Genomic DNA, 23,734 nt, shown 5'->3' with positions numbered 1-23,734 from the left:
GATGTCATTGATCAGAACCTTTATCACATCCTGCGTCGTGCTCGGGAGCCTCGGTGCCGCTGGCTACTACATCTTGGTGTCAGCCGAGGCGGACCGCGGCGGGCCGGCGCTCGACAGCTCTCTGACGCCGCTCCCCGTTCAGGAAGACGAAGAGTGCTTAAGCGACGACTGCTGGGTCTACCGGATTTATCAATTGCACTGCGCGAGCGCGGCTGATGCCAGACGCCACGCCCAGGGTGATGTCGAGAACGCGAGGTGTCGCAAGGAGGCTTACATCTGCGTCGTGAAAGACTGTGCCACTGAACGTGAGATCCGAGATTCCGCGGAATTCAACGAGGTAGTGGACCAGATCGGTGATCGCACCTGGCACAACTGGGAAGGCCGAATGTCGAGTCATCGTGGAGCCCGTGTCCGCGTCACGCTCAGCGAGGATGGAGAACTGCGCGATGCCGAAATCCTGCGCTCCTCGGGGGATAACGACTTTGACAGCCAGGCACTGGCTGCCATCGAGCGCAGCGCCCCTTATCACGAGATCCGGCAGATGGCCCCTGAGATGCGGGTACTGCTGACACGCATCAACCTGTCGTTCGGTGGTGTGGCCGCCGCCTCGGCTACAACGGGAGACCGCTGATGGCCAGCGATCAGAGCAACAATGTACCCGTCACCACCTTCATTGCCATTGGCACCCTCGTGGGCCTGTTTATCGTCTTCCAGGGCACACGCTTGGGCAATGAGGTGTCACTGGATGGAGAAACCTCTCCCCCTCAGCGCCTGGTGACTCGAGGCGTCACCGAGGGGCCCAAGGTGTGCCTGTCGGAAGACTGCTCGGTGTATCGGCAGGACATCAAGGAGTGTCAGGGAGGTCTCGTTGACCCCATTGGCCGCCTCCCTGCACTGGGCGAAAACAATGCCTCCTGTCACGTCACGGCATCGATCTGTACGACGTCTGGCTGTGTCACCGAGGCAGACGTTCGTAGCCGGGCCGACTTCCAGGCCGCCATGCGCCGGATCGGCGCTAGGACCGGAGAACACTGGCGGTGGGCGTTACCGGTGCCGGTGTCGCGAGGAGCCAAGGTCCGCGTCGAGCTGGATGCTCGGGGTGAGGTTCGCGGTATCGACATCACCGCCTCATCGGGTAACCGCGAGTTCGACGCTTCAGTACGTCGTGCCATCGAAAGAGCACAGCCTTTCACTGAGATCCAGGAGGTCTCAGAACACTCACGCGGCCTGCTTCAGCGCTTTCAGCTGACTTTCGGCCGACCGTCATCATCATGACGTGGCCGACCGCCACAGGAGCACTCAATGGACCTTTACATCTGCGAGAAGCCAACTCAGGCCAAGGACCTGGCTCAGGTGCTGCGCATCACCAAGCGAGCCGAGGGATACCTCCATGATGGCGGTGATCGGATAGTGACCTGGGCCTTCGGACATTTGCTCGAACTCAACATGCCTGACGCCTACGACCCGGCGCTGAAGTCCTGGAACATAGAGTCACTGCCGATCGCCCCCGACCAGTGGCGCTACCATGTGAAGAAGTCAGGAGCAAAGCAGTTCAAAGTCATTAAGGAGCTGTTAGGGAAAGCCAGTCAGGTCTTCATCGCCACTGACCATGACCGGGAGGGAGAAGCTATTGCCCGGTCTCTGATGGACCGGAGCCGTTACCAAGGTACAGTCAAGCGCGTGTGCCTTCGAGCACTCGATGAAACCAGTATCCGCAATGCGCTGGCCGACATCCGCCCTGGGGATGAAACCGTACCCCTGTATCACGCGGCAATGGCCCGCTCCCGAGCAGACTGGTTGATTGGCATGAACATGTCCCGTCTGTACACCGTGCTGGCGCGGAAGGCGGGCTACGACGAGACGCTGCATGTTGGCCGGGTTATCACCCCGACCGTAGCGCTGGTGTGTCAACGGGACAAGGAGATCGCCAACTTCACCCCGGCGCCCTACTACGTTCTCAGCGTTGACGTGTCGGTACAGAGTGGAGCGTTCCGCGCCGTCTGGGAAGTGCCGGAAGAGCTGGCCGACGACCAGGGCCGCTGCATCAACAAGGCATTCGCCGAGCAGGTGGGGCAGCAGGTACGCGGGGTCAGCGCCATCATCAGCACCGCCGAGACCAAGCCAGGAAAGGAGTCCGCCCCCCTGCCCTTCGACCTGAGCTCGCTCCAGCAATATGCCGCCAAACGCTGGGGCTACACGGCGCAGCAGGTCCTAGATGGCGCCCAGGCACTCTACGAGACTTGGAAGGCTACGACCTACCCTCGTACCGATTCACGCTACCTGCCCGAGTCTCAGCGTAAGGACATTGCCGATACCCTGCAGGGCCTGATGCTGACCGACCAGACCTTCTCGGGCCTGGTGGCCGGCGCCGATCCTCAGCGCAGCTCGAGGGCCTACAACGACGCCAAGGTGACCGCCCACCACGCGATCATCCCGACGCCGGCCCGAACCAACATTTCCAAGATGTCAGAGCTCGAGTTCAACCTCTACGACTGCATCCGCCGCTTCTACGTGGCCCAGTTCTATGCCCCGTTCGAGTTCAACCGTACCAAGGTCCAGGTATCGGCTGGCCAGCATCTCTTCAATGCCCGCGGCAAGACGCCGCTCAAGCAAGGCTGGAAGGTGATTTTCAACTCCGATCTGGAGTCCTCCCCCGAGGATGAAGGCGAGTCGAAAGATGAGAACCCCGAACAGGACCAATTGCCCCCGATGCGCCAAGGCGAGCCGGCGGTGATCAATGGTGCGGAGCTCGCCGACAAGTTCACCCGCCCCCCACCCCACTTCACCGAAGCCACGCTGCTGGCGGCCATGGAGAACATTGCTCGTTTCGTCACCGAGCCGCGCTTCAAGCAGATCCTCAAGGACACAGCAGGCCTGGGAACGCCGGCCACACGTGCCGGTACCATCCAAGGCGCCGTCGATCGTGGCTACCTGCAGCGCAAGAAGAAGACCCTGCACGCCTCCGACAAGGCACACGCCTTGGTGACCATCCTGCCCGAGGCCTTGAAGTCCCCGGGCATGACCGCCGCCTGGGAGCAGCAGCTCGAGAAGATCGCTGCCGGCGAGGCACGCATGACCACCTTCATGGAGCAGATCACCGGCTGGGTCTCCACCATGGTGACCACGGTCAAGACAAACGCCGAACAGCTCACGCAACAGGACAGCGGCATCAAGGAGGCGTTCGCCGACGCCAGGGGCAGCACATACCCCTGCTTCACCTGCGGCAGTCCGCTCAAGCGGATCAAGGGTAAGAATGGCTTCTTCTGGGGCTGCCAAAGCCCGAGCTGCAAGGCGACCTTCCCCGACAGCCGCGGAAAGCCACAGCAGCGCACCAAACCCGAGGATGGGCCTGATTGCCCGGACTGCGGGAAAGCAATGCGTCTTCGTAGCGGCAAAGCCCCCGGCAAGACGCGAGCCACGAAGTTCTGGGGCTGCTCCGGCTATCCCGAGTGCAAGGGCCGCCTCCCCTACAAGCGCAAGCGCACCAGCGCTGCATGACTTCCTGTCACTACCGAATAGACAACACCACGCAAGGGAACGAAAGATGAGCCAAACGAATAACAGGATCGGTGGCAACCAGGAGGCAGGGCCCGATGAGGCCTTGCGTCTTCAGCAGTGGCAGACCTTCGACAAGTGGATGGAGAGCACCATAACCGAGCGCCGCCGCTCCAGGCGCTGGAAGATATTCTTTCGCTTTCTCTTCATCATCTTCCTGTTCGCCTCGCTGGCCAACACTGTCTACTTCCTCCACTTCGCCGTCCCGGGTAAGGAGGAGCTAGTGGAGCGACATCTGGGGATCGTCGACGTTAAGGGGGTGATCGACGCTGATGAAGAGGCCACCGCTTCTCGTATCAACGAGGGACTTCGCCGCGCCCTGAATGCAGACCAGATTGCGGCCGTGGTGCTTCGCATCAATAGCCCAGGCGGAAGTCCCGTGCAGTCCCAGCGCGTCTATGAAGAGATCCGCTTCTTGGAGGAAGAGCATCCGGACACACCCATTCTCGCCTGGGTCGAGGATATGGGCGCCAGCGGAGCCTACTACATCGCTTCCGCGGCACAGTATATCTACGCCGCTCCCTCGAGCCTTGTTGGATCGATCGGCGTTATCTCGTCAGGATTCGGGTTCCGTGACGCTATCGACAAGCTCGGCGTCGAACGGCGAGTGTTCACTTCGGGCGAGAACAAAGCATTCCTAGACCCCTTCACACCAGTTACCGAGCATCAACGCAATTTCTGGGAGTCGGTACTCTCTTCGACCCATGAGCAGTTCATTGCTGACGTCAAAGCAGGCCGTGGCGATCGCCTCCAAGGTGGCGACGACATCTTCTCCGGCCTGATATGGACCGGTGAGCAAGCCAAGGGCCTGGGACTGATCGACGAGGTGCTGACGCTCGAGCAGCTGTCTCGCGAGCTCATCGGGAGTGTCGAACTGCGCAACTACACGCCACGCTTGTCCACCCTGGACCGCCTCACCAAAGGGTTTGGCCCGATGGTTCAGAGCCTGCTAGGGATGGCATCGTACCGGAATGCCGAAGTGCGATACGAAATGCCATGAGCACCGGAGCGGTCCGACAAAAGGGGTATCCGGATTTTCTAGTTGACTCAGATAAGGAAGAGTCCATGACCGACATTACATACAGCAACGCACTCCGCGAGCAATTCCGTGACCCCGAGGCCTACCTGGAGCAGGCGGGAAATGTGCTTTTAGGCCTGTTCCGATTTCTAGGCTGGTGGGTGGCCATGACCGCTACCTTAACTTCTGTCGTCGCGATCTACGTATTCATCACCCAGGACCTTAGTCCTTACTCTCAAGCTGACCTGCAAGACGGCCTACGGATAATAGTCACGTCCGCCAGTGCTCCTGCCGCCTTGTCGTGTCTCCTTAGTAACACCGGAAGGTTTCGAAATGTATTTAGCGCAAGGGCATGGGAAGAAGTGGAACATTCCAAGGCTATCATGGAAAAGATCGAATCGCAGATTGACACAATGGAAAGCTTGCTGGTGAAACATGGCCTCATTACCGACGCCGATGTAGCGCGTCGTCGAGCAGACGTGGAGCGTCGAGCCGCTAAGGCAGCTGGCACCACATCAACCCGTTGATCCGAATACCCGACAAAAAAGGCGAGGCCCGAGAGCCTCGCCTTTCGTTGTTGGGTCGCCTTACGGCGGTCATGACGCAGCTAGGGATAAGAGCATGTTCCCTTGATCTGATGCTGGCGCAATGCTTCGTGACTGTTCGGAGGAGGCCTGTGCCCGAGCTCGCAGGCCTGTTTCTGTTGTGCAGGCGTTAAGGCATGCCAGAATCTCCAGACCCGCCAGGTGGCCAGGCTACGCATCTCAGCTTGATCTGTTTGGCGACGCAAATAGATATGAAATCTGGCCTGCGTGGTGTCGATTCGATCACGCTCGATGGCATCGAAGAAGATGGCAGCATGATGCGGTGTCAAATGACCGGTCTGCTGGTAGTGCACCAACGCCTCGGCCAGCAGCTCATTTGTGTCACGCATCACCACGACGAGCAGACGGGCGACGATGCCGTCACGAATGAAGCCCTGGATCGTGTCGTGAATGTGGCTCTCCGCTGCCTGCTGATTGAGCGCTATACCGTCCTTCTCGACCCGGAAGGCGTGGCCCAGCAAACAACCCGCGCCGACCCAGATGCGACGCCGATTGTGCATGTTGTCGACACGGAACCGGAAACGCTGATGACTGGACTTACAAAGCTCACAGTAAGCAATCGGCCCCTCGTAGTCCTGGCAGAATCCCGTGTAGGCCCACTCAGAGAGCGCCTCGATGCGCTGATTTTTGGTCGATAGCTCCAGCAGGGTTTGCTCTGTCCTGGGGCCCGGATGACAGTTGCTCACGGTCCCTCCTCAGCTTCATGTACATCAGGATTGTGTTGTGTCGTAAGGCCGCATCAGAGGCCTCCATGTCGTAGCGACGCTGCTACCTGGATTCATAGAGGAACGGCAGCACTTTGGACCACGAGGTAGAGGCGGGAGGGCCACCGCCGGTGCCCTTCTCGGCTCAGACCATTGTAAGGGGTAGTGACCAGGCCTCGCAGAACGCCACCAGCCAATCTTGGTAAGGTATTGGCCAGTAACCAAGAAGCCATATCCTACATCCCGCAGCCGTCGTATTCGACACTCCCCGATAGTTCCGGTAGGCCTTCATCACAACACGACCGACCTGATGTCACCGGAAATCTATCTTCAAGGTCAAAACTAACACCGATTTATGACCATGCAAGCACCATATTATGGTTTTCCATGGTGCGCTGTTGCGTTGTGACAGCGAGTGAGCTGGGGTGTCGGAATGAGGCTGCTGGCAGTGTGAGAGCAACCAGCAGCCTCGGGGCAGCACAACACTGAGGAGAGCTGTGCGCCTACTCAGTGTACCATCGTTTTATAGTGCCTGAGTTGACGTCCCACTACGCGATGCAAGTTCCTCTACTACGTCGTCCCCTCGCCGAATGTGGCCGAAGGTTGTCCGGAACGCCTTGGCATCCAGGATGCCCCAGCTGCGCAGTTCGTAGTAGCCCGATCCTGACGGCGTAGTGCTGACCGGATGGATGTACCGGAGATCGATTGCGAGCTCCTGGCGCAGGGTCGTCATCAGCCGTCGAATCGTGGTTTCAGGGATGCCCGTCTGCCGACGCAAATCTGACATCGTCGGCTCCTTAAGTTCAGCAAGGGCATTGACCAGAGCGTAGCGGCGCCGGCACGGGTTGCTGAGTCCGTCGCTCGTAGTCATTCAGCCCACCTCCCTTACCGAGGTGATTGTGATCGCCTCTGCTGGCAGCCGGACAGGCTCCTCATTGCCTTCGTTGTTCAGCATGACCCACACGAAACCGTCTTCTTCATCCACACGAGAGGTAAGAATCCAGCCCATCTGTAACTCGCCGGACTCAGCATCGATCTCACAGGCGCAATAGACCCGGATCGCCTCAGGAGGAAGGTCCTTCCAGCCTTGCTCCCTCGCCTCGGACTTCGTAGCGGTGGCCGGTGGAGGTAACTCGGCACCTTGCCCGCCAGCCTCAGACTTGCTTGTCGGTTCCGACGAACCACCGCGAGATTCGCTGGCACCGGTTTGAGCGGGCGCTTCTTGCTTGGCCGACGGGCCTGGCTGGTGTGACGGGCCTTCAGAGGACGGTTGAGGTTCAGAAGCACCTTCACTAGATCCCTGTGCATTCCCGTCGCTTTCCTGCTCTTCCAGAAGCGTGCCTTTTCCGACCCCCTTCCCCGGTCGCTCCTTCGAAGGCGCGGGCGACTCCTGGGGCGCCCCTCTCGCCAGGAATGCGTCCTTAGGGCGAAGGCCTTGATCCTTGACCTTCTTCGCAACCCGCAGCCATTCCCGAGTGTCGCGACGCGAAAGGCCTTCCTCCGCCTCTACCTGAGCGCAGATCTCCTCAACCCACTCAGGGTCGAGCTGGTGCAGCTGGCGCAGGTTGTTCAGAGTCTCGGGATCGGTTACCAGTCCAGTATTGTAGAGTCGCTCTCTGAGGCCATCCTGCAGCTTTAGCAGCGAAAGGTGCACCGACACATAGGTCAGAGGTTTGCCCAGCTCCTCGCTGATTTCTCGCTGGGACATTCCCCCCTCGTCGACGAAACGGGATAGCGCCTTAGCCAATTCCATTGGCTCGAGGTTCTCCCGCTGGATGTTTTCGGCCAGCTCTCCACTGAGCGCCTTGAGTGGCTTCTCATGCCGGTTGTTGACGATGGCGAGCACCTTGACGCCTAGCAACTTGCAGGCACGCCAGCGACGCTCACCCTTCTGGATCGTGTACTTACCCTTGCTGTTCTTGGGCGAGACGACAATCGGCTGCTGTTGACCGGAGGCCTTGATGGACTCCGCCAACTCCTCGATCCGCTTGAACTTCTCGCGCGATTGGGGGCGAGACACTACGTCATCGGTATCCAACGTCAGGACATTCTGACCGGTTTCTTCTACCAAGTTGGCTGCCTGGACGATGCTGTCTAGGCCTCGCATACTTGAGCTCATTGCAGGCGCTCCTCAATTTCATCCATCAGGGTGGCGACTTCCTTGGCCGCGACGTGGGCATAGGTCAGTGAGGTGATCGGCACCCCCTCGTCGATCGCGGTATCAATCGGCGGCCGGCGAGCCAGTTGGTTCTTGAGCACCAGCTCCCCCAGCACCCTACGAAACTCAAGGGCATTGCGGTTCTGGCGTTTGGCCCCCGGTTCGAGCATGTTGATGAAGGTGCCGGCGAACTTAAGTCCCTCGTTGTACTGGGCCTTGACGCTGGCAATGGTACCGAGGATGCCTTCGATACCATCAATCGCAAACCCGGATAGTTTGACGGGGCTGATCACGTGGGTGCTCATGGCCAAGGCCGCCACCAACGTGACACCGAAGTTCGGGGGGCAGTCGATGATCACCACATCGTAGTCATCGAGCAGAGCCCAGCAGTTGTTGCGAAATACCAGGCAGTCATCCAGCTCCGAGCTCTGGATTGCATACAGGCGAGCGCAGTTCTTGGGTGTCGGGATGAGATCAATGCCGCGGGGGCAATGGGACACCTCGAGCTGCTCAAGGTTCGGGGTATAGAGATCGGCCGCCGTGGTAGACGCGAGGGGCACGGGTTCTCCATCGTCCCCTAGGATCAAGCGAGTCGTGGTATTGCCCTGGGCATCGTTGTCGATGACCAGCACTCGTCGCCCCTTGTTCGCCAGGTGCTGCGCCAGGAAGATCGTCGTGCTGGACTTCCCGACCCCGCCCTTATGGGACGCCACGGAGAGGATTCTACTCATCACTGGCTCCTGCCTGAGAGATTGGCTCATACTGGCACCAGAATAGCACCATAATTTGACGTTGCGGTACCCATTTCTTGCTTAATGATCGCTCGATACATGGCGTACCAAGGGCACAAAAAAGCCCGCGACTGGGGTCGCAGGCTCGTCACGCTCGAGTGTATAGCCCATCAGTCCACGTCCAGAAGCTCCTGGCGGTGCTTGCGGATTTTGGCTTTGGAGGCCCTATTGGCGGCTTTGAGGGTATTCGCCACCTTCTCCTTAGACGCAAAGGACTTCCCCTTGAGGCTGGCGGTGCCCAAGGTGACGTAACGCCCCGAGCGCGTCCGCGAGCGCAAAACCTTGCGGTCGGTGTTCTCGCGCTTAGTCGCTACCATCGCCATCTTGGCTCTCCTTCTCAGGGGTGGATGAAAGCTCCATCGGTACGTCAGTGTACGCCGAGAGCGGACTGCCTTCCAGCTCGTCTACTTTCTGTCGTACCCAGCATAGTCGATACAGCAGGCTGACGAAAGGTACCATCTGGTGGTTAAACATGAGCGCCCGCTGGTGTCCTTCCATGATGCCAGGACTATTCCTGTAGATGGAAACAACTGCAATAACGGAGTCTTCACCACTAACAGGATCATATCCCACCACGGGCATAGAGAAGATACTTAGCCCCCTAGTATCGTTATTATAATACGCTCCCACCTTCTTCCTTGACAGCTTCCCGTATTCCGTCATAGTTCCCGCTATTTCACGAGAATCTTTAACGTGAGAGAAATCGATATCTATTAACGTCTGCGGTGCCCCTGGTAGATTGTACCCAACACCCCTTTCTCCATGTTTATAACCTAAGCATAACGGCTTAAGACTATCCACCTCCGGCACGCCCACATTCTTGCTATTCGTTGTCAGGTTGAGATCAAGAACGAGTAGGTTATCTACGGCGGAGAAAAACATTTCGGCATTTTCACAGTCTGAAAGTCTCTCAGCCGCCTCCCAGAGGATGGCCTGCTGCTCCCGGTTAGGGTACTCGCTCGGGTCTTTAAGCCACATGATATTGGCTGAGTACGTTACATCCCTATAGGTGTGGGGCTGATCGAAGTGTAGCGCCAGGTTGATCATGGAGTCCAAGACCATCCTTATGACGAGGTTGATATTTTCTCGCTTTTCGCCAACGGTGCTACCCTCCCTTTCGTCTTGGGCTGCAAGGAAGTCTTCTAGTGACGATGCGTAGACCAGGTCCGTCTCAAAGCTCATATCTCTAAAAGAGGAAGATGATCGCCGCAAAAAGTCTTTTGGTGGCATCGTGCTAGCGACCTCTCTGACACTTGCAATATTATCATGCAATTCAGTTCGATCATCTCTAGCTCTAACGTAACTAAAGTATTCACGGAACGCCGCCACCACGGCAACCGATATAAATAGGACCCAAAATCCTATAGCTGGCGACGCCATGGTGCCACCGGAAAATTCCCAGGCTTTCAGCCAGGTAATAGGCGGCGAATCCTGAATTTCCGTAAGGAAGGCGGACAACACCACACCAACAAGCACGCTCCCGATAACAACCCAGGCGCTGGCCAAAGGACCACTCAACAGCCGGGCCGCTCTACTATTCTTCATTTATTCAGCTTCTCCCTTGAGCAAATGGCAGGCTTGTTTCCAGCATGGCTGCCAGCTTCGCATGAACTACCGATAATGCAAGACAGCCCACAATCGCGTCGCCACTCCCTTGCCGGACAGGTCACTCTCCTCTTTATGTATAAATATACAGCTTTTTGGAGATCTCCGCATGTCTGCTGACATCCTTGTTTAGCGCTCTATCAGGACATCTCCGATCCCGTAATGGCGGTCTTGGCTCGGCAGGCAGCGCCTGGCAACTGGCGCTGGCCAACCCACGACTGCTACGGCGTCACCGTGGAGCGTACGGCCTGGGTGCTCAACGGGGAGCGCAGCTTCCCCTGTGATGAGGACCCGGGACCCAAAAAGCAAATCATCACTACCCAGTCCTTTGGCAGGCGGGTGCACGACCGCGAGGGGCTCGCCGCCGCGCTGGCCAGCCTGACAGCCCGCATCGCGGCCAAGCTACGTGGCCAGGGGGCGCTAACCCACTGCCAGCAGGTCTTCATCCAAACTTCACCGCTCGATCGCCGGGGGGAGCCCTGCTGCACACGCCAGACCGCTCCCTTCCCCGCTCCCACCGACGACAACCGCGAGCTGATCGGCGCGGCGATGGATGCTCTCCAGCAGATATACCGTAAGGGGCCGGCGACGGTGTCATGCTCTCGCCCTCTCGCCGGCGTACACCACGCGCTGGCAGGACCTGCCATTGGCGCACGAGGTCGGTCAGTCTGAATGAAAGGGAGGAACGGCCCACAGGTTGGAAGGCACAGCCCGGTAGGTGAAATCGTCCGCAGAACGCGGCACGAACTCGACCATATTGTAGCTAGCCAAGTGGCCAATGAATTCCATCACCGCTTGACGAGCGTCGGGGAGCGCCTTGAGAGAAGCCACTGCCGGAAGGGCTTCAAGTAGTTGGTAATAGCGCGCCCTCTCGAGTAGCTCTCGTGCCTCGCTGAGCAAGGGCACCTCCTTAAGGCCAAGCACCCGCGCACTTTCCGTTAGGTCGACCAAGGATCGCCACTGCCGAAACCTCGTTAGCTCTTCAGGGTTATAGACGGCATCTAGGAACAGCCCGAACTTCCACTCGATGGATGTGATGCCAAAGACCCATTCTCCGGGAATCTCACAGGTCAGCGCCAGAGGGGGGGCGTCAATGTCCAGACGTGACATCTTGCGGCGTACAGTTCGCTGCAGTTGGGGCAGAGCTAGCCGCAGAGGAAGCGTGGTTGTGGCTGACACTTGAGCCGACAGCTGATCGCAATCAGCAAGCAACTGTCGAGCTTGGGCCTCCATGCCTTCTAGGTCCTGGGCATCTCGTTGAGTGGCCCAAAGCATCTGGGCTTCCTCGATGCGCTTTGCTTCCATCGCACGCTCGAACTCAAGACGAGCCTTCCATCTCGCACTCGCCTCTTTCGCCTCTTGCTCTCGCAAGCGACGGGCCTCTTCTTCTCTACGCTCGCGCTCGGCCGCTCTTCGCTCAGCGGCTGCTTCCCTTTCCTGCTCCAGCCTAATGGCGGCCTCTATCTGACGTTGCCGCTCTCGAGCTAGCACTTCGTCTGCCCGCCGAATCCTCTCATTGGCTTGGGCAACCTGCTTTGCCAGCTGCTGCTCCAACAATGGCCTCACCTCATCCAGTCGCGGGTTGACTATCCATGAGGCGTTGTTCTGGTTATAGAGCTCATGCTCAAGCACCTCGAGGGTAAGGGTGCGATCAACATGGCCCAGCGAGATCTCGATACACCGGAGGCCTCGCTCTTCAAGGCGTCGTTTTTTTTCTTCATCGACGTAATGCGTCACAGCTACTTCGATCAGGATCTTTACGCCCCCCAGCGTCACGATCAAGTCAGGTCTGATATCGACAAGCCCGACCTCGAGCATCGCATCAAGGACCGGATACCGATCCGCGCCGGGGTAGAGTTTCTTCGAAACGCTCAACACATGGCCACGGCTATCAGGCGCCTCGACAATCGCTATCAAGGTTGGCACCGGGATGGCGAGACGGTCGGCGATGAGCTGCTTGGCGGCGAGATGGATACCCGTTTCGGCGCCGCTCGAACAAGGCCGGTCACTCCGCGAATGAGCGAAGTAGTGACGCACCTTGGCGCCCATTCGCGCTTCCAATGGCGTTTTACACTCGGGACAGACGCAGCCGCAGCGTAACCCACGCTCTTGCGGCGTTAGCTGATCAATATGGACCACTCGCCTATCGCGGAGTCCGAATGGGATCTTGGCGCCAGATGGTGAGGGGGACCTAGTCATAGATACATAGTGTCAGAAATGGTCCAGCAGCGCTTTGCTACGCCGCTGTATTAACCGCCAGCGTGGTGTGTCTCCGGCAGCATCACCCGTGCCCACGAACAATCTCGCTGACCTACACCGGGGTAGAAATGTAGTCGAGCGTCGTAGTCATGCGTCGAGGCGTCCTTGAGCCAGACGCGTCAGCGCATTGTCGTCCATGGCGGTCTTCACCCCTGCCTCAACACGGCTGCCTTCTAGCGCCAGCCATACATCTCCCAGCCTCAGGGGCTGATGATCGATATCCGCGAGCCGTTGTTCATAGGAGTCGAGGTGCCCCTCGCGCTGCGCCAGTTCCCAGGCCGCCTTGATCACCTCGGGGGAAGCCTCCTGAGCATGGTGCTTCTCAAGGTAGCAACGCGCCTGTTCCTGCCGCTCTTCTTGAACACGGCCCGACACCCCGCTATCACGGGGCAGGCACCAGGTGCCACGCGATCCGAGCAGCGCCAGCAGCATGACGAATGCGACGGTCCCCAGCGCTCCTGCGAGCACCCCCGGGGCGATCAGCTCTTCTGAGCGGAGGTGATAGAGTAGCCCGGCACAGAGCCCGGCGAGCATCAGGATCAGCAGAAAGTGATAGTGAACCTTGTTCATGCGGCTTTCCTTGCGGTTGCAGCGGGCTTGGTGGCCGTCAGGATGACCACTGAAATACTGGTCCCCTTAAAGTCGCCAGTGTAGGGAGTTGAGATCTCCACCTCCCAGTCGTTCAGTACCCTTGAGGGGCGCGACGTTACAGTGGCTGGCAAAATCGCTACCAATCTGCCGCCCGGGGAGACAAGCCTAGCCGCCGCCTCAAGGTGGGTCTGGTGCCGGCCGCCCTGGTAGGGAGGATTCATCACCACCTTGTCAAAACTCGTAGCAGATTCCGCCCACTTCAGGAAGTCCGCCTCGGCCACGTCAAAACCTTGGGCCTGAAGCACTTGACAGTGAAGCGACGCGACCTCGACACAGGTCGTTCTGTCCTTTGGCAACAGTCGAGCCAAGTGTCCCTGGCCAGCACTCGGCTCCAGCACCCGATCACCGGGTGAAATCTCCGCCGCGGCGACGGCCGCCTCGGCAATGTGCTTTGGCGTCGGGTAATACTGATGGCTGCGCTGATCGGGAATGACACCGGTCAGGATCACATGGTCGATTGCGTCACGAACGTCGTAGTCGAAGGCGTACCTACGCGTTTCGGTCCGGACGCCCCCCAGCGACTCAAGGACACGCTCCACCTCCTGGCAGGTGTGCTTGTCGCTGGCACGAAGCCACAGCGACACTCCGCGCTTGTCTGATTGACATTCCCGCAGGGCTGACAGCACCGCGAAAGGCAGCGGTCGCGTCATCAGGTCGAAGTGCTTGGGTTTGGGACCGGGTGCAGGCTGGTTGAGGAACTCACTGGGGATCGCGTCCGGGTAGAGGGTGGCGAGCACCCGGTTAAGCCGCCAGGCGATATCCGGGGCCACTTCAATGTGACAGGTCCCCTTCTTGTAGAGCCTGACCCGCAGCGCGTTGCCGTCGAGGCTCTGCCATTGCCCGAGTCGCTCTCGCAAAGTATACAGGTCGCGGTGACTTGTGTTGTGAGGCGGCTCGTCCCGCTTCATGAATCTGGCAACGACGGCCCGAAGGTCATTTAGATAACCCGACATGCAGCTGCTGGGGTGCTGCATGTCATCGAGCATGTAGCCAACGATCATCCGCTTGGAGAAACCGACCGACTTGTTGGTCTTGTGCACGCCAGATAGCGCCCTGAACACCCCGTCAATGCGCTCAGCAAAGAATGCTGGGCGCTGAGCCAGGAGGCTTTCCATCGTGGCGCGCACGGTGGCCTCTTCGAAGGGGGGGGTGTCGTGCTTCCGGATCAGCTCGGACCACTCATTGCGACGCTTAGCCGGCATGAACTCGAGGATGTCGGTCAGGGCCAAGGCCCGCTGCCAGTAATCGGCATCCAGCGCCTTGTAGGCTCCGTCCGGGTCCAGTATGCGCTCGAGGCTCTTGCCGCCATAGCGAGACAGGTCGGGCATGTTGCCCTCAAGGCAGTAGCTGATTGCATCCTGTCGCCCCTCCCCCATTACCAGGTCCACCGTCTCCTGGATCTTTCGGCGCATCGCCTGGTACTGCCCAATGAGCCCATCGATCATGTCTGCCGACACCGGCGCGAAGAACTCGCCGAGCTCCTCGTCGAGGATACCCATGGTCGGGGCCAGGTCATTAGTCTGATGAGTCATTGGGCAGCCCTCATGCTACGTTTCATACCCATCGCCCCGGTGGGTGGGGGCAACTCGTCACAGGGGGCATCTTCAACATCAAACAGTAGTACCGGACTGCTTTTCATGACCTCTCACCCCTATCATCTGCAATAGTGGGTTCTTTGAGGGCCAACATCTCACGCAATGATAGCAACGAGTCGACCTCGGTCTTAGGCAGGACGAGGGTAAGATAACCAGGCTTATCCGGGGCTGGTATGGCGCGGTCCAGATGCCACAGCAGTGGCAGTAGACGTGCACTAATCGCCAGCAACTCTTCCTCATCGAGTGACTTGGGCGATCGAGAAAGCGCTACCTTAATGTCCTTGGCTGTAACGTGGCGCTTCCCTCTCGTAAGGGACTTAACTTGGCGAATAATGCCTGGGGCATTATCACCATGATCACGCTCGAGATCGACGGCCAGGGTCGCCGATACCACCCCGGCTTCCACTAAAGCCCTGAGCGGTTCAGAAAGCTTCAGAAAGGACAACGTCTTATGAACGTGCGGCTGAGAACGACCAACGTGATGGGCTATCTGACTTTCTGTCCAGTTAGCCGCAGTCAACTGTCCATAGAGCTCTGCACGTCGCAGAGGCGGAAGGTCCTTGGCTTGAGAATCCTTCAACACACTCAGGATCTCGTCGACCCCGTCAGTATCCCTGTTATTGCCCATGGCTCGGTCCCAGTTGGTAAGTAACGAGACCAACCTATAGCCATTTTTTGATTACGCAAGCGCCATTTTTTAGACGCCCAATGCCACGTAAGAGCACGTTGTTCTTACGTGACAAAGATGTGTCAGAAGGAAAAGGATTGATGAGATCAGTCAGATAGGCACAAGGATAAGAATGAAAAAAAGTGTCACGATGGCAGCGAAGCCAGCCAGGCTTTCACGCTGGATTATTCTGTAAACCGCAAAAATAATAACAATAAATAGATAAATAAAAACTAACGTTTATTAATCATCCTATATTTTGGTAAACAAAACAAAACACACAGTCGCTATAACATCTAAAGCCAAAGAAACAAACAAGCTGACTTTTTCCTTAATTGACAGCTCTTTGAACTTAACATCCCAATTTCTATTAATAACACCAATAGTATTCTTAAGAATAGAACATATTAAAACTGCCGCAGCCAAAGCGTAAACCACACTAATACTAGCAATGCACATCACAATTACAATTGAGATGCTTAAAACAAAATATAGAACATAGCGGGCTAACAACTTACTTGTCTCTTCGTGATTTTTTAATTTTCTCACGACCATTTCCTTATTCTACTGATTTTACCAAAGCTATTTATGATAGAGCTACTATCGCTCAAACCATATTATTATAAATCTTTGCTATGATGGAAATTAAAAACCACTTGCTTTTATTTACTTGCTATCGTTCAAGTGGCGAGAGCTATTAAGTTAGTCATCTTGATCCTGGAGCGCATCTTTAGCGGTCTCCATTATCTCGGCAATCAGGGTATGCGCGATGGGTGAATAGGAAAATTTCGGGTTCGCGTAATCGTCCAGCGCCTTGCGGAATTCGTCGCGCATTGCCGGCCACGTTTCAGCGCCGCGCTGGTGAGCCTCTTTTAGTTCGTCGGCCATATCCGCCAGTACGGACAGTTCATCTTCCTCAACTCCATGGGCGCGTGTCCTCTGCCCAGGAGCTGGCGTGTCCAGTACAGAGCCAACCTCAGCGAACGCCTCTCTGTAGCTAGGATAAATGCCACCGCTGATCCACTCATGGCTGATGTAATCAGCGATGAAAATCTGGACCTCTCCGCTCTTCAGGTGATCAACGCGCAGGGGCCAGGCGAAGATATCGCCCTTCTTGTATCGCCACAGGTGAACAGCTGATGAAAAGTGATAGTGCCCATCATCTTCAATCGCTCGAAGCCCATCGCGAAGTGCGTCCTCCTCCGTCCCGAACCCGGCTACAGCCAAGAACTCCTGCCCGGCATCGTCAAGAATTTGCCAGCCGTACAGCTCGTTCTCCTGCTGTAGTAACCGGAGGCTCATGCCGAGCCGAAGCGATAATTTGTAGATTTCTTTATCAGTTTCCATGGTTCCACCTGGCTCAAAATCTGGCAGTTTGCTATGAGACATGCCCTGCACATTTTCCTCGATCTCTAAGGCTGTCGGCAGCCGTCTTGTCGAAACGACTCTTGACATGCCCAGTCTCCCGGGGCAAAAGGTTAGTGATCTAAACCGGATCTCCGAGGCGAACCCATCCGGCCCCCCTCGATCACCCTCGCAGTTTGGTAAGAAGATTCTTGAACATGGTGCTTTCCTATTCATAGTTCATCATCATTGATGAGGTCGAAAACCTTGCGCTTAGCGAGGGTAAGGTCGTTCCTGTCCAGGACATGCCAAAGGAACTCGCCAGTATTAGGACCGCTCTCCATGCCCACGGCGGCACGCTCACGCTCGTAGCGGTAGAGCCAGCCACCCGGCGATCGCCACTCGATGACGTTACCGCTCGGGCTCTGGAACGTCTGGCTCAGTTCGCTGATTTTTCTGATCATAGGGGTTCCTTGTCACAGTTCGGGCACGCCGACCCGTCGCCGGATTGAGTTGACGTCGATAGTGTACTCCTGGTGGCCTAGGGAGATCGCCATCTTGACGAACACGTCTGGCTCTGGCCGGCGAGATCGCAGCAGATCCTGCTGTTGCACGGTCAGCTCTCGGGTCTCGGAGTAGTAGCGTTCGGCTTTCTCGAAAGCGCTCTCAAGGGAATTACCCCGCAGGACATTGAATCTGAACGCTTTGCTCCGGTTCTTGTTGCGCGTGTCGGCCTCTGTATCCCACCGAGAGATGCAAAAGGCTGGTACGAAGTACATGCGCCGCCGGCCGGAGCGGATCGAGCTCTCACGCACCAACGCTGCCCGGAAGCCAGCGGCGATCCAGCCGGGGCCGGCCCGCTTGGATCGGCGATGCAGTGCCGATTCCCGACGCTGGGCAGCGGCCTGCTCTCGCCAGGCCTGATACTGGGCCTCGGCCAGTTCCCAAGCTCGCTCACGCGAGAGGTCGTTATATGAGTAGTGTGCTTGGCAGAACTTGCCAGTCAATCCGAGGGTCGTCGCAACGCGCAGGCCGACAAAGCCGTGCGGATGCTCGCCTCTCTTGAACTCTGTGATGGCCATGGTGAACAAACTCTCTAGCCCTACGGGCTTCAAAGGCTACCTTTTCTGGTTAGCGTCTCCGGTCAATCGTCGATCGCTACCTCTGCAAACACAGGGACGCCGGCTCTCACGTCATTTTCTAAAGCGACCCGTCTCTCGTTTTAGGCCGTCATGAACCTTGACGCGATACAGTTACTCTCTATCCAGAGGCACCGCCACCTTTCGGTTCCCTTTTTCGACCTGTGGCTGTCGGAAGCAGTCCCCTGATTATCGGTTCTAGACTAGCCGAGTGACAGAAATGTCATCTTAGCATTGCGTACTCGAGCTCTTCGTTCGTCAATTGATCGCGATGCAAATAGTCGCCTGCTAAAGGAGGAGGGGGGACGAGCTTCGCTCTCTGGGTCTCGGGATCTCTAATCGTCACTAACCCAACCACCTCCCCTTTTTCTGTCAACGCCCAGGCCGCGATTTGATAAACAGTGCACGCACGCACGTCATGTTTGGAGTTTTCGTGCCTGAAGTACCAATTCGTCGCTGTGGAAATCTGTTTGAAATTCATACTTCTTCTACTCCTCGATCAGCTCACTGATAAGCCGCTAGGGACCTGAGCAGCGGGCGGCCCCCCTCTAGCTGCTCCGTTGTGACACCTAGGTCTTGGACCAGCTGAGTATCGCAGGCGTCGATAAAATCTTTGATGCTAACTCACACGAGCAACATCTTGATGACCTGCTCCTTGGCCTCATGCTAGTCATCGCTCCGATCAACCTCGACCAGTGATGCTAACAGCGTGGCAAGCCCATCGGGAGTTTACATCATTGGATTCAGAGTTTGCGATTTCTCTTCGCGAAGTGGAATCTTGAAAGTACTGTTCGCAAGAACTTCTCTCGCTGTAATCTCGCTTGCGCCCCTCAGGTCGCTCAGGTCAGTAGTGTGGAATGCTACTTCTTGCTTTTCCGACATCGTCTATCCTATTCCTAGATCTGTTGAATTTCTGGTTACGTTGACAATCCGCGACTATGCAGGCGCTTTCGCTTGCGCCTCCCCAAGACAGGGAGAAGCACCGAGGCAAAAGCCAGAATGGCGCTTAACAATATGATTGTCAAAGAAAGCACATCATAGGTGAAGGTTCTGTTATCAAGTCCACGCCCCCACCACGCCAACGACGCGACGCCAATCCAACCTGTAGAAAGCACTATAAGCTCGCCAAATCCGAATCCCCAGCGGCTTCGCATGAGCAAATCGCCCCGGCGAATCCGGGCCCAATGGGCTACCAGCAGGATCACGCCCAACGCGAGGCTAACCCCAATAGTCAAACCTAGACTCATGTTTCCCAAAATTTTTGTCCCTCTTTTCCTATCACTTCATTTGTTCATACAGGTTATCAAACGATGCACCTGTGTTTTGGGATTGGACGGCTGCGCGTTGTGCTCTCTTTGAAATCACATATCTTTTATCGAGCCAGATACAAATCTCTCGAATCTTGTCCGTTAGCTTCGCCATGGGGCTTTTCCTTTAACTATTGGTCACGATCCTGAACAGGGATCTACTCGGTTCCAAGCCCCGACATATTGAGGGTGTGTGCGCCAGTCCCTCGCTGTCGTCAACGCCTATCTCGTAGCTTGAGCCGTTGGAAACCCACTCCCCGTTCGTGAAGTGGGGTTTGCTGTCATAGACCATCCAGCAGCCATCGAAGCCTTCGGCTTCATCCTTGGCGAAGAACCTGGGCACGAACCATTCAGGGAACGGAACGCGCTCCAGCTCGAGCTTTTCAAGCGTTGCCTCGATGCATTCCATGTGGGCTATCTCCTTTTCCTTGATCACTTCAATGGCTTAAGTTCAGTGTCCCACGGATTGGTCAACACGCAAGCCAGGGACACCTGGAATCATCATTGGCGGTGCATCGAGCTAGGCCTTGGCATTGCGGGAGCCTCCCCGCTCTGCATCACCCTCGACAGGCCGGGCCAGCTCGGCAAGGCGCTTGCGGACCGCCCGAAGTTCCTCCCTCACCACCCAGCTGCGCCAGATCACGCTACACAGGTAGCCCGTGATCAACACCGCCAGCACCATCAAGGCGCTGGTTCGCACGTCGCGTACCAGGCAAAAGAGAATGACGAGAAGTGGGAGCGCCGTCACCACGAGCAACTCCTTGAACAGGCGCTTGAGTACCCGAGCGAGGTGCTCCGCCACACGCACCAGCACCACCGCTTCCTGCAAAGGCGTCAGCTCCGTAGCATTCGTCGCTCCACTCTCGTCAGCCATGCGCTTTTCCTTGATCGTTGAGGCTGTCGGCAGCCGGCTCCAGGAACCGGCTCTCGACAGGCCCCTGTACGCCGGGGCTGGACAGTTACTAGAGCCTATTTGATCAGTCCCGGCGCTGTTTCGCTGTGGCTGTGATGATCTGGCGCTTGCTCAGATTTTCGAAGTTGTCCCAGCGACACCCGGTCCCTGTGGCGTGGTGATACCAGCCTGTCACCGGGCCATCCTCAGCGCCCATGAAGGGCTCCAGTGCGATTCCACAGTACGGGCACCGGTGATGGGTGCCTCGACGTTCGATCTCATCCCAGGCGGCTGCCCAGGCCCCGTACTCCCCGCATGATTGACCTAGGAACTCCCCGCCCGGGGCGGAATAGACAACGGCCTGGCCTGCTGTGGCCGAGACGAATGCTTCCGGGTATACCTCATGCACCTTTGCCTGGCACTTCATCGGCCCAACTCTTTTTCCTGGATCAGTTGACTGCGGCGATCAACGCGGCTTCTTCGTGGGCCTCGTCAATATCGGATTGGCCCAAGTGCGTCTCGAAGGTTTCGGCCAACATCATTTGTCATGCTGCGTCATCTTCACGCTTGTTTCGTCCCATTACCGCATTTCTTATGGATTCAATCACTGAAAGGATGCCACCCACTATCGCGAGAAGCGATGGAAAACCGATCGCTCCTACAACCACGTAGAGCGCCACATTTTCCAGAAACTGCCTAGTCTGCATCCTCGCGTTGAATGCTGACACATCATCATGGCTACCGATAGAGGTGAATATCCCCTCCAAGATAACAGGCATGTGGGACATGCCGGCGGCGATAAGGCCGAAGACTGCTCCCATAATGGCCGTGATTACGATAGGTTTTATCGTTTTCCTCGGATTCGTTTCTTTTTGAGCTCCCATGTCTTTTCCTCAATCAGTTGCTGTCAGCAGGAACAGCGCCGGCTAGAGACTCCAAAGCGGTAATCCGGTACTGGTGCTCCCGGATGGGCCGTGCTGCCAGTAGGTCCAGGCGCAGATTGGGCATCAGGTTGGTGACGATGCTCAATGCTTCACTGGCAGTATCCCAATTGCCACGCTTTTCGAGTTCCTCTGCCAGCCGGTCTAGCTTGGTAGCTGTCTCACGCATACGCTCAGCCATTCCGCGCATGACCTCGGCAGTGCCTTCAGTACGGACTGCGTTCCCCATGGTGGTTCTCCTTTTCCTCGATCAGTTACTGTCGGCAGCCGGCTCCAGGAATCGGCTCTCGACAGGCCCCGGTGGTCCCCGGGGCATGCACTCTCAGGAAATCCCAAGAGCCTTCTCAAGGCTCCATGCATCACTGAAGAGCATGACACTGATCATTCCTACCACCAGCAAAGCTAGAGTCGTGATTGCCACCACTTTGTGGAAGGCTATGCTCTGAATCCTGGTGAATTTCACGAAACCGATGAAAACTAGAGCGGCACTGACTAACAGAAAAAACCCACCCGCAACCTTATTCAGAGACGAGCCAGGACCTAGAAACATAAACCAATAGACAAGCGATGAACTCCAAAGGATGGAAGACATCCCTCCCCAGAAGGGCCACCCGAATCCATCCTTCGCCATCTCCCCACTGTGTTTCATAAGCACAACCTCCTTTTCTTTTCCACGATCAGTTATTGATTCGCCCCTTATTATGTTTTTATGGCGATTCAAAAAAAACTACAGACATAAGTAAAAACCCAAAAAAACACATAACTGCTGAAATGTTTTGACATCGTTTATCTCTTAGTTTCTCGCTGACAAAACGCTGATATAGATAATACGTTGAGAACAGCAATCCAGACAAGAGAAAAATCCACGAAAGAAATCTTGAAATTGGCATAACCAACCCATCTGTACCACCCAATAATAAAAACCCAGCAGGGCCGATAAGCAACAACGCTATGATTCCAAAAGCGTTATTATTAAAACGAACTAAATATAGTGTCAAAGCTATACCAATAATAAGCGAAGACACCCCATGAACAGCAGAAAAATAGTACATACTTATTCCCTTTCAGTCCGTTGCAGATCGGGCTTCATAAAGTTCCTGACAAAACAATAGTTGAAGGCAAAATCCCACGGGCAATTATTGAGATAGGTGCCACATTGCTGACTGATCCACCATCACTATCAGCCAGCTCCTCAAATAATTTCTCAATGTTCTCCTTGTCATCCATTGCTCTTTTCCTATCACTTCATTTGTTCATACAGGTTATCAAACGATGCACCTGTGTTTTGGGATTGGACGGCTGCGCGTTGTGCTCTCTTTGAAATCACATATCTTTTATCGAGCCAGATACAAATCTCTCGAATCTTGTCCGTTAGCTTCGCCATGGGGCTTTTCCTATAAGTTCTCGTAGATAGCTCTCACTCGCTCGGTGATCGGGTAGCTATGAAGCTGTGCATCACCATAGAAGTAGCGATTCACGGCTTCCCAAATCTCTCCTGCGCTGCCACCTGCGGGGTTCATCAGCCACCAAGCAGCGCCCCTATAGTTCTCACAAGGGTCGGTTTTGATCGCCTCAGCCGTGGAGTCGATGTTTTGCGCAATCACTGGTAGGGCATGCTCACCTAGTCCCATCGGGCCATACTCGCCTCGATCCTCGGCTCGCTGCTGGATCGCCTCATTCTGCGACCAGCCGTTGCCCACCGCTAACGCTCGAAAGACCTTCTGTGGCACCCCAAACTCCAGGGCTGCTTCATTGGCACAAGCTGGAATATCGCCCGCAGCGGGGGCCAGCGGGACAATGAGGCCCGCAATCGATAGCAATGCAGTTCGGAGCTTGTTCATGAGTGTGCCTTCCCTCCATCTGTGGCTCTCGGCAGACGACCCAGCGGATCGGCTCACGAGAGGCCCCACCTCCGGGGCCGACGCACCCTATGCCTCCACCCAAACCCTCTCGGTCGCCATGAAGGACGGGCAAGCTTCGATGCCATCTACTTTCCAAAGTCCCGTTGTTGGGCTGTTCTTCAGCACCCAAGGGCCGTTCGGGTATTCCTTGAAGAATCCCCCACTCGGGACCTCCGAAAAATCGACTTGCCGCATTGGATTTCTCCTTTTCCTTGAACAGTTGTGACCTTTGGCAACTACGGTTTGCGCACTGAGACGATGCTACCAGCCTCAGCCATGATTCTTTCTGCATCCTCAGAACTAGACGCTTTAGCAAGGTCTTCACTGGTAGCCTTATTCGTCACAGCAATAGCTAGGCCATACTGCCGACTTTTCAAAAATGCCAGATCGAGCATTTTCCGCTGCTCAACGGTGAGCTTTGAAATTTCGTGACCGTCCATCGCCAGCACTTCATTGATATTGATTGCTTCGTTCATGAGATAACCTTTTCAGTGAACTCGTGTTGCCTTCCGCTATCCGCAGGGCGTCGGCGATCGCGTGGTGAAAATTTCGGGGCTCAATGACACGGCCTACTCACTTGCTGTCTACGCTTCACAGCGGCG

At 56.5% G+C, this 23,734-nt stretch carries 29 protein-coding genes; 6 read left to right on the top strand and 23 right to left on the bottom strand.

Annotation, left to right across the window (positions count from 1 at the left end):
• Position 1 precedes the first annotated feature (1 nt).
• From KUW00_RS06640 to KUW00_RS06620, 5 genes are all read left to right on the top strand, one after another.
• A complete protein-coding gene (locus KUW00_RS06640) occupies positions 2 to 631 on the top strand; it encodes an energy transducer TonB (RefSeq protein WP_222568610.1) in 630 nt (209 codons plus the stop codon).
• The gene (locus KUW00_RS06635) at positions 631 to 1,275 is read left to right on the top strand and encodes an energy transducer TonB (RefSeq protein WP_222568609.1); all 645 of its coding nucleotides are present in this window, start codon (positions 631 to 633) and stop codon (positions 1,273 to 1,275) included. Before KUW00_RS06640 ends, KUW00_RS06635 begins: the two co-directional genes overlap by 1 nt.
• A gap of 27 nt (positions 1,276 to 1,302) precedes the next feature.
• The gene (locus KUW00_RS06630) at positions 1,303 to 3,498 is read left to right on the top strand and encodes a DNA topoisomerase 3 (protein ID WP_222568608.1); all 2,196 of its coding nucleotides are present in this window, start codon (positions 1,303 to 1,305) and stop codon (positions 3,496 to 3,498) included.
• A gap of 46 nt (positions 3,499 to 3,544) precedes the next feature.
• Positions 3,545 to 4,555: a signal peptide peptidase SppA gene (sppA, locus tag KUW00_RS06625; RefSeq protein WP_222568607.1), complete on the top strand. Its 1,011-nt coding sequence runs from the start codon at positions 3,545 to 3,547 to the stop codon at positions 4,553 to 4,555.
• Between the two features lie 65 nt (positions 4,556 to 4,620).
• Positions 4,621 to 5,100, top strand: coding sequence for a hypothetical protein (locus KUW00_RS06620; RefSeq protein WP_222568606.1), 480 nt, complete (start codon positions 4,621 to 4,623; stop codon positions 5,098 to 5,100).
• An 80-nt stretch (positions 5,101 to 5,180) separates the two neighbouring features.
• Here the strand turns inward: KUW00_RS06620 and KUW00_RS06615 are convergent, their stop codons facing one another.
• The 6 genes from KUW00_RS06615 to KUW00_RS06590 form a co-directional block, all read right to left on the bottom strand.
• Positions 5,181 to 5,864: a hypothetical protein gene (locus KUW00_RS06615; protein WP_222568605.1), complete on the bottom strand. Its 684-nt coding sequence runs from the start codon at positions 5,862 to 5,864 to the stop codon at positions 5,181 to 5,183.
• A gap of 541 nt (positions 5,865 to 6,405) precedes the next feature.
• Complete coding sequence (locus KUW00_RS06610) at positions 6,406 to 6,753, bottom strand: helix-turn-helix domain-containing protein (RefSeq protein WP_222568604.1); 348 nt, start codon at positions 6,751 to 6,753, stop codon at positions 6,406 to 6,408.
• Positions 6,754 to 8,001: a ParB/RepB/Spo0J family partition protein gene (locus KUW00_RS06605; protein WP_222568603.1), complete on the bottom strand. Its 1,248-nt coding sequence runs from the start codon at positions 7,999 to 8,001 to the stop codon at positions 6,754 to 6,756.
• On the bottom strand, positions 7,998 to 8,771 hold the full coding sequence (locus tag KUW00_RS06600; protein ID WP_222568602.1) for a ParA family protein: 774 nt from the start codon (positions 8,769 to 8,771) through the stop codon (positions 7,998 to 8,000). The genes KUW00_RS06605 and KUW00_RS06600 overlap by 4 nt, the downstream gene beginning before the upstream one ends.
• 170 nt (positions 8,772 to 8,941) lie before the next feature.
• On the bottom strand, positions 8,942 to 9,154 hold the full coding sequence (locus tag KUW00_RS06595) for a hypothetical protein (protein ID WP_222568601.1): 213 nt from the start codon (positions 9,152 to 9,154) through the stop codon (positions 8,942 to 8,944).
• Positions 9,135 to 10,376 carry a hypothetical protein gene (locus KUW00_RS06590; RefSeq protein WP_222568600.1) on the bottom strand — a complete coding sequence of 414 codons (1,242 nt, stop codon included), beginning with the start codon at positions 10,374 to 10,376 and terminating at the stop codon, positions 9,135 to 9,137. The genes KUW00_RS06595 and KUW00_RS06590 overlap by 20 nt, the downstream gene beginning before the upstream one ends.
• 222 nt (positions 10,377 to 10,598) lie before the next feature.
• On the opposite strand from KUW00_RS06590, the gene KUW00_RS22620 reads away from it, so the two are divergent.
• Positions 10,599 to 11,108, top strand: a complete 510-nt coding sequence (locus tag KUW00_RS22620) for a hypothetical protein (protein ID WP_222568599.1) — start codon at positions 10,599 to 10,601, stop codon at positions 11,106 to 11,108.
• On the opposite strand, the gene KUW00_RS06580 is transcribed toward KUW00_RS22620, so the two are convergent.
• From KUW00_RS06580 to KUW00_RS06500, 17 genes are all read right to left on the bottom strand, one after another.
• Positions 11,100 to 12,485 carry a hypothetical protein gene (locus tag KUW00_RS06580; RefSeq protein ID WP_222568598.1) on the bottom strand — a complete coding sequence of 462 codons (1,386 nt, stop codon included), beginning with the start codon at positions 12,483 to 12,485 and terminating at the stop codon, positions 11,100 to 11,102. The two genes, KUW00_RS22620 and KUW00_RS06580, sit on opposite strands and share 9 nt — an antisense overlap.
• A gap of 297 nt (positions 12,486 to 12,782) precedes the next feature.
• Complete coding sequence (locus KUW00_RS06575; protein WP_222568597.1) at positions 12,783 to 13,265, bottom strand: hypothetical protein; 483 nt, start codon at positions 13,263 to 13,265, stop codon at positions 12,783 to 12,785.
• Positions 13,262 to 14,878, bottom strand: coding sequence for a class I SAM-dependent methyltransferase (locus KUW00_RS06570; protein ID WP_222568596.1), 1,617 nt, complete (start codon positions 14,876 to 14,878; stop codon positions 13,262 to 13,264). The genes KUW00_RS06575 and KUW00_RS06570 overlap by 4 nt, the downstream gene beginning before the upstream one ends.
• Before the next feature lie 103 nt (positions 14,879 to 14,981).
• Positions 14,982 to 15,569 (bottom strand): hypothetical protein, encoded by a 588-nt coding sequence (locus KUW00_RS06565; protein WP_222568595.1) that lies wholly within the window; start codon positions 15,567 to 15,569, stop codon positions 14,982 to 14,984.
• Positions 15,570 to 15,860: 291 nt separating this feature from the next.
• A complete protein-coding gene (locus KUW00_RS06560; protein ID WP_222568594.1) occupies positions 15,861 to 16,157 on the bottom strand; it encodes a hypothetical protein in 297 nt (98 codons plus the stop codon).
• A 153-nt stretch (positions 16,158 to 16,310) separates the two neighbouring features.
• Positions 16,311 to 17,063, bottom strand: coding sequence for a hypothetical protein (locus KUW00_RS06555; RefSeq protein WP_222568593.1), 753 nt, complete (start codon positions 17,061 to 17,063; stop codon positions 16,311 to 16,313).
• A 122-nt stretch (positions 17,064 to 17,185) separates the two neighbouring features.
• Complete coding sequence (locus KUW00_RS06550) at positions 17,186 to 17,416, bottom strand: hypothetical protein (RefSeq protein WP_222568592.1); 231 nt, start codon at positions 17,414 to 17,416, stop codon at positions 17,186 to 17,188.
• Positions 17,417 to 17,428: 12 nt separating this feature from the next.
• A complete protein-coding gene (locus KUW00_RS06545; protein ID WP_222568591.1) occupies positions 17,429 to 18,034 on the bottom strand; it encodes a hypothetical protein in 606 nt (201 codons plus the stop codon).
• A 1,491-nt stretch (positions 18,035 to 19,525) separates the two neighbouring features.
• Positions 19,526 to 19,807: a hypothetical protein gene (locus tag KUW00_RS06540; protein ID WP_222568590.1), complete on the bottom strand. Its 282-nt coding sequence runs from the start codon at positions 19,805 to 19,807 to the stop codon at positions 19,526 to 19,528.
• Between the two features lie 111 nt (positions 19,808 to 19,918).
• On the bottom strand, positions 19,919 to 20,272 hold the full coding sequence (locus KUW00_RS06535) for a hypothetical protein (protein WP_222568589.1): 354 nt from the start codon (positions 20,270 to 20,272) through the stop codon (positions 19,919 to 19,921).
• A 563-nt stretch (positions 20,273 to 20,835) separates the two neighbouring features.
• On the bottom strand, positions 20,836 to 21,174 hold the full coding sequence (locus KUW00_RS06530) for a hypothetical protein (protein ID WP_222568588.1): 339 nt from the start codon (positions 21,172 to 21,174) through the stop codon (positions 20,836 to 20,838).
• Between the two features lie 13 nt (positions 21,175 to 21,187).
• The gene (locus tag KUW00_RS06525) at positions 21,188 to 21,460 is read right to left on the bottom strand and encodes a hypothetical protein (RefSeq protein WP_222568587.1); all 273 of its coding nucleotides are present in this window, start codon (positions 21,458 to 21,460) and stop codon (positions 21,188 to 21,190) included.
• A 93-nt stretch (positions 21,461 to 21,553) separates the two neighbouring features.
• A complete protein-coding gene (locus tag KUW00_RS06520) occupies positions 21,554 to 21,880 on the bottom strand; it encodes a hypothetical protein (protein WP_222568586.1) in 327 nt (108 codons plus the stop codon).
• Between the two features lie 58 nt (positions 21,881 to 21,938).
• Positions 21,939 to 22,283, bottom strand: a complete 345-nt coding sequence (locus tag KUW00_RS06515) for a hypothetical protein (RefSeq protein ID WP_222568585.1) — start codon at positions 22,281 to 22,283, stop codon at positions 21,939 to 21,941.
• A 34-nt stretch (positions 22,284 to 22,317) separates the two neighbouring features.
• Positions 22,318 to 22,458 (bottom strand): hypothetical protein, encoded by a 141-nt coding sequence (locus KUW00_RS06510; RefSeq protein ID WP_222568584.1) that lies wholly within the window; start codon positions 22,456 to 22,458, stop codon positions 22,318 to 22,320.
• 167 nt (positions 22,459 to 22,625) lie between these two features.
• Positions 22,626 to 23,072: a hypothetical protein gene (locus tag KUW00_RS06505; RefSeq protein WP_222568583.1), complete on the bottom strand. Its 447-nt coding sequence runs from the start codon at positions 23,070 to 23,072 to the stop codon at positions 22,626 to 22,628.
• A 296-nt stretch (positions 23,073 to 23,368) separates the two neighbouring features.
• The gene (locus KUW00_RS06500) at positions 23,369 to 23,608 is read right to left on the bottom strand and encodes a hypothetical protein (RefSeq protein WP_222568582.1); all 240 of its coding nucleotides are present in this window, start codon (positions 23,606 to 23,608) and stop codon (positions 23,369 to 23,371) included.
• Positions 23,609 to 23,734: the final 126 nt, after the last annotated feature.

Origin of the sequence: Halomonas sp. DP5N14-9, from assembly GCF_019802175.1 — a bacterium.
Classification (GTDB): Bacteria; Pseudomonadota; Gammaproteobacteria; order Pseudomonadales; family Halomonadaceae; genus Halomonas; species Halomonas litopenaei.
The sequence above is the reverse complement of the archived record's forward strand: the minus strand, read 5'-3'. Positions and strand labels throughout refer to the sequence as shown.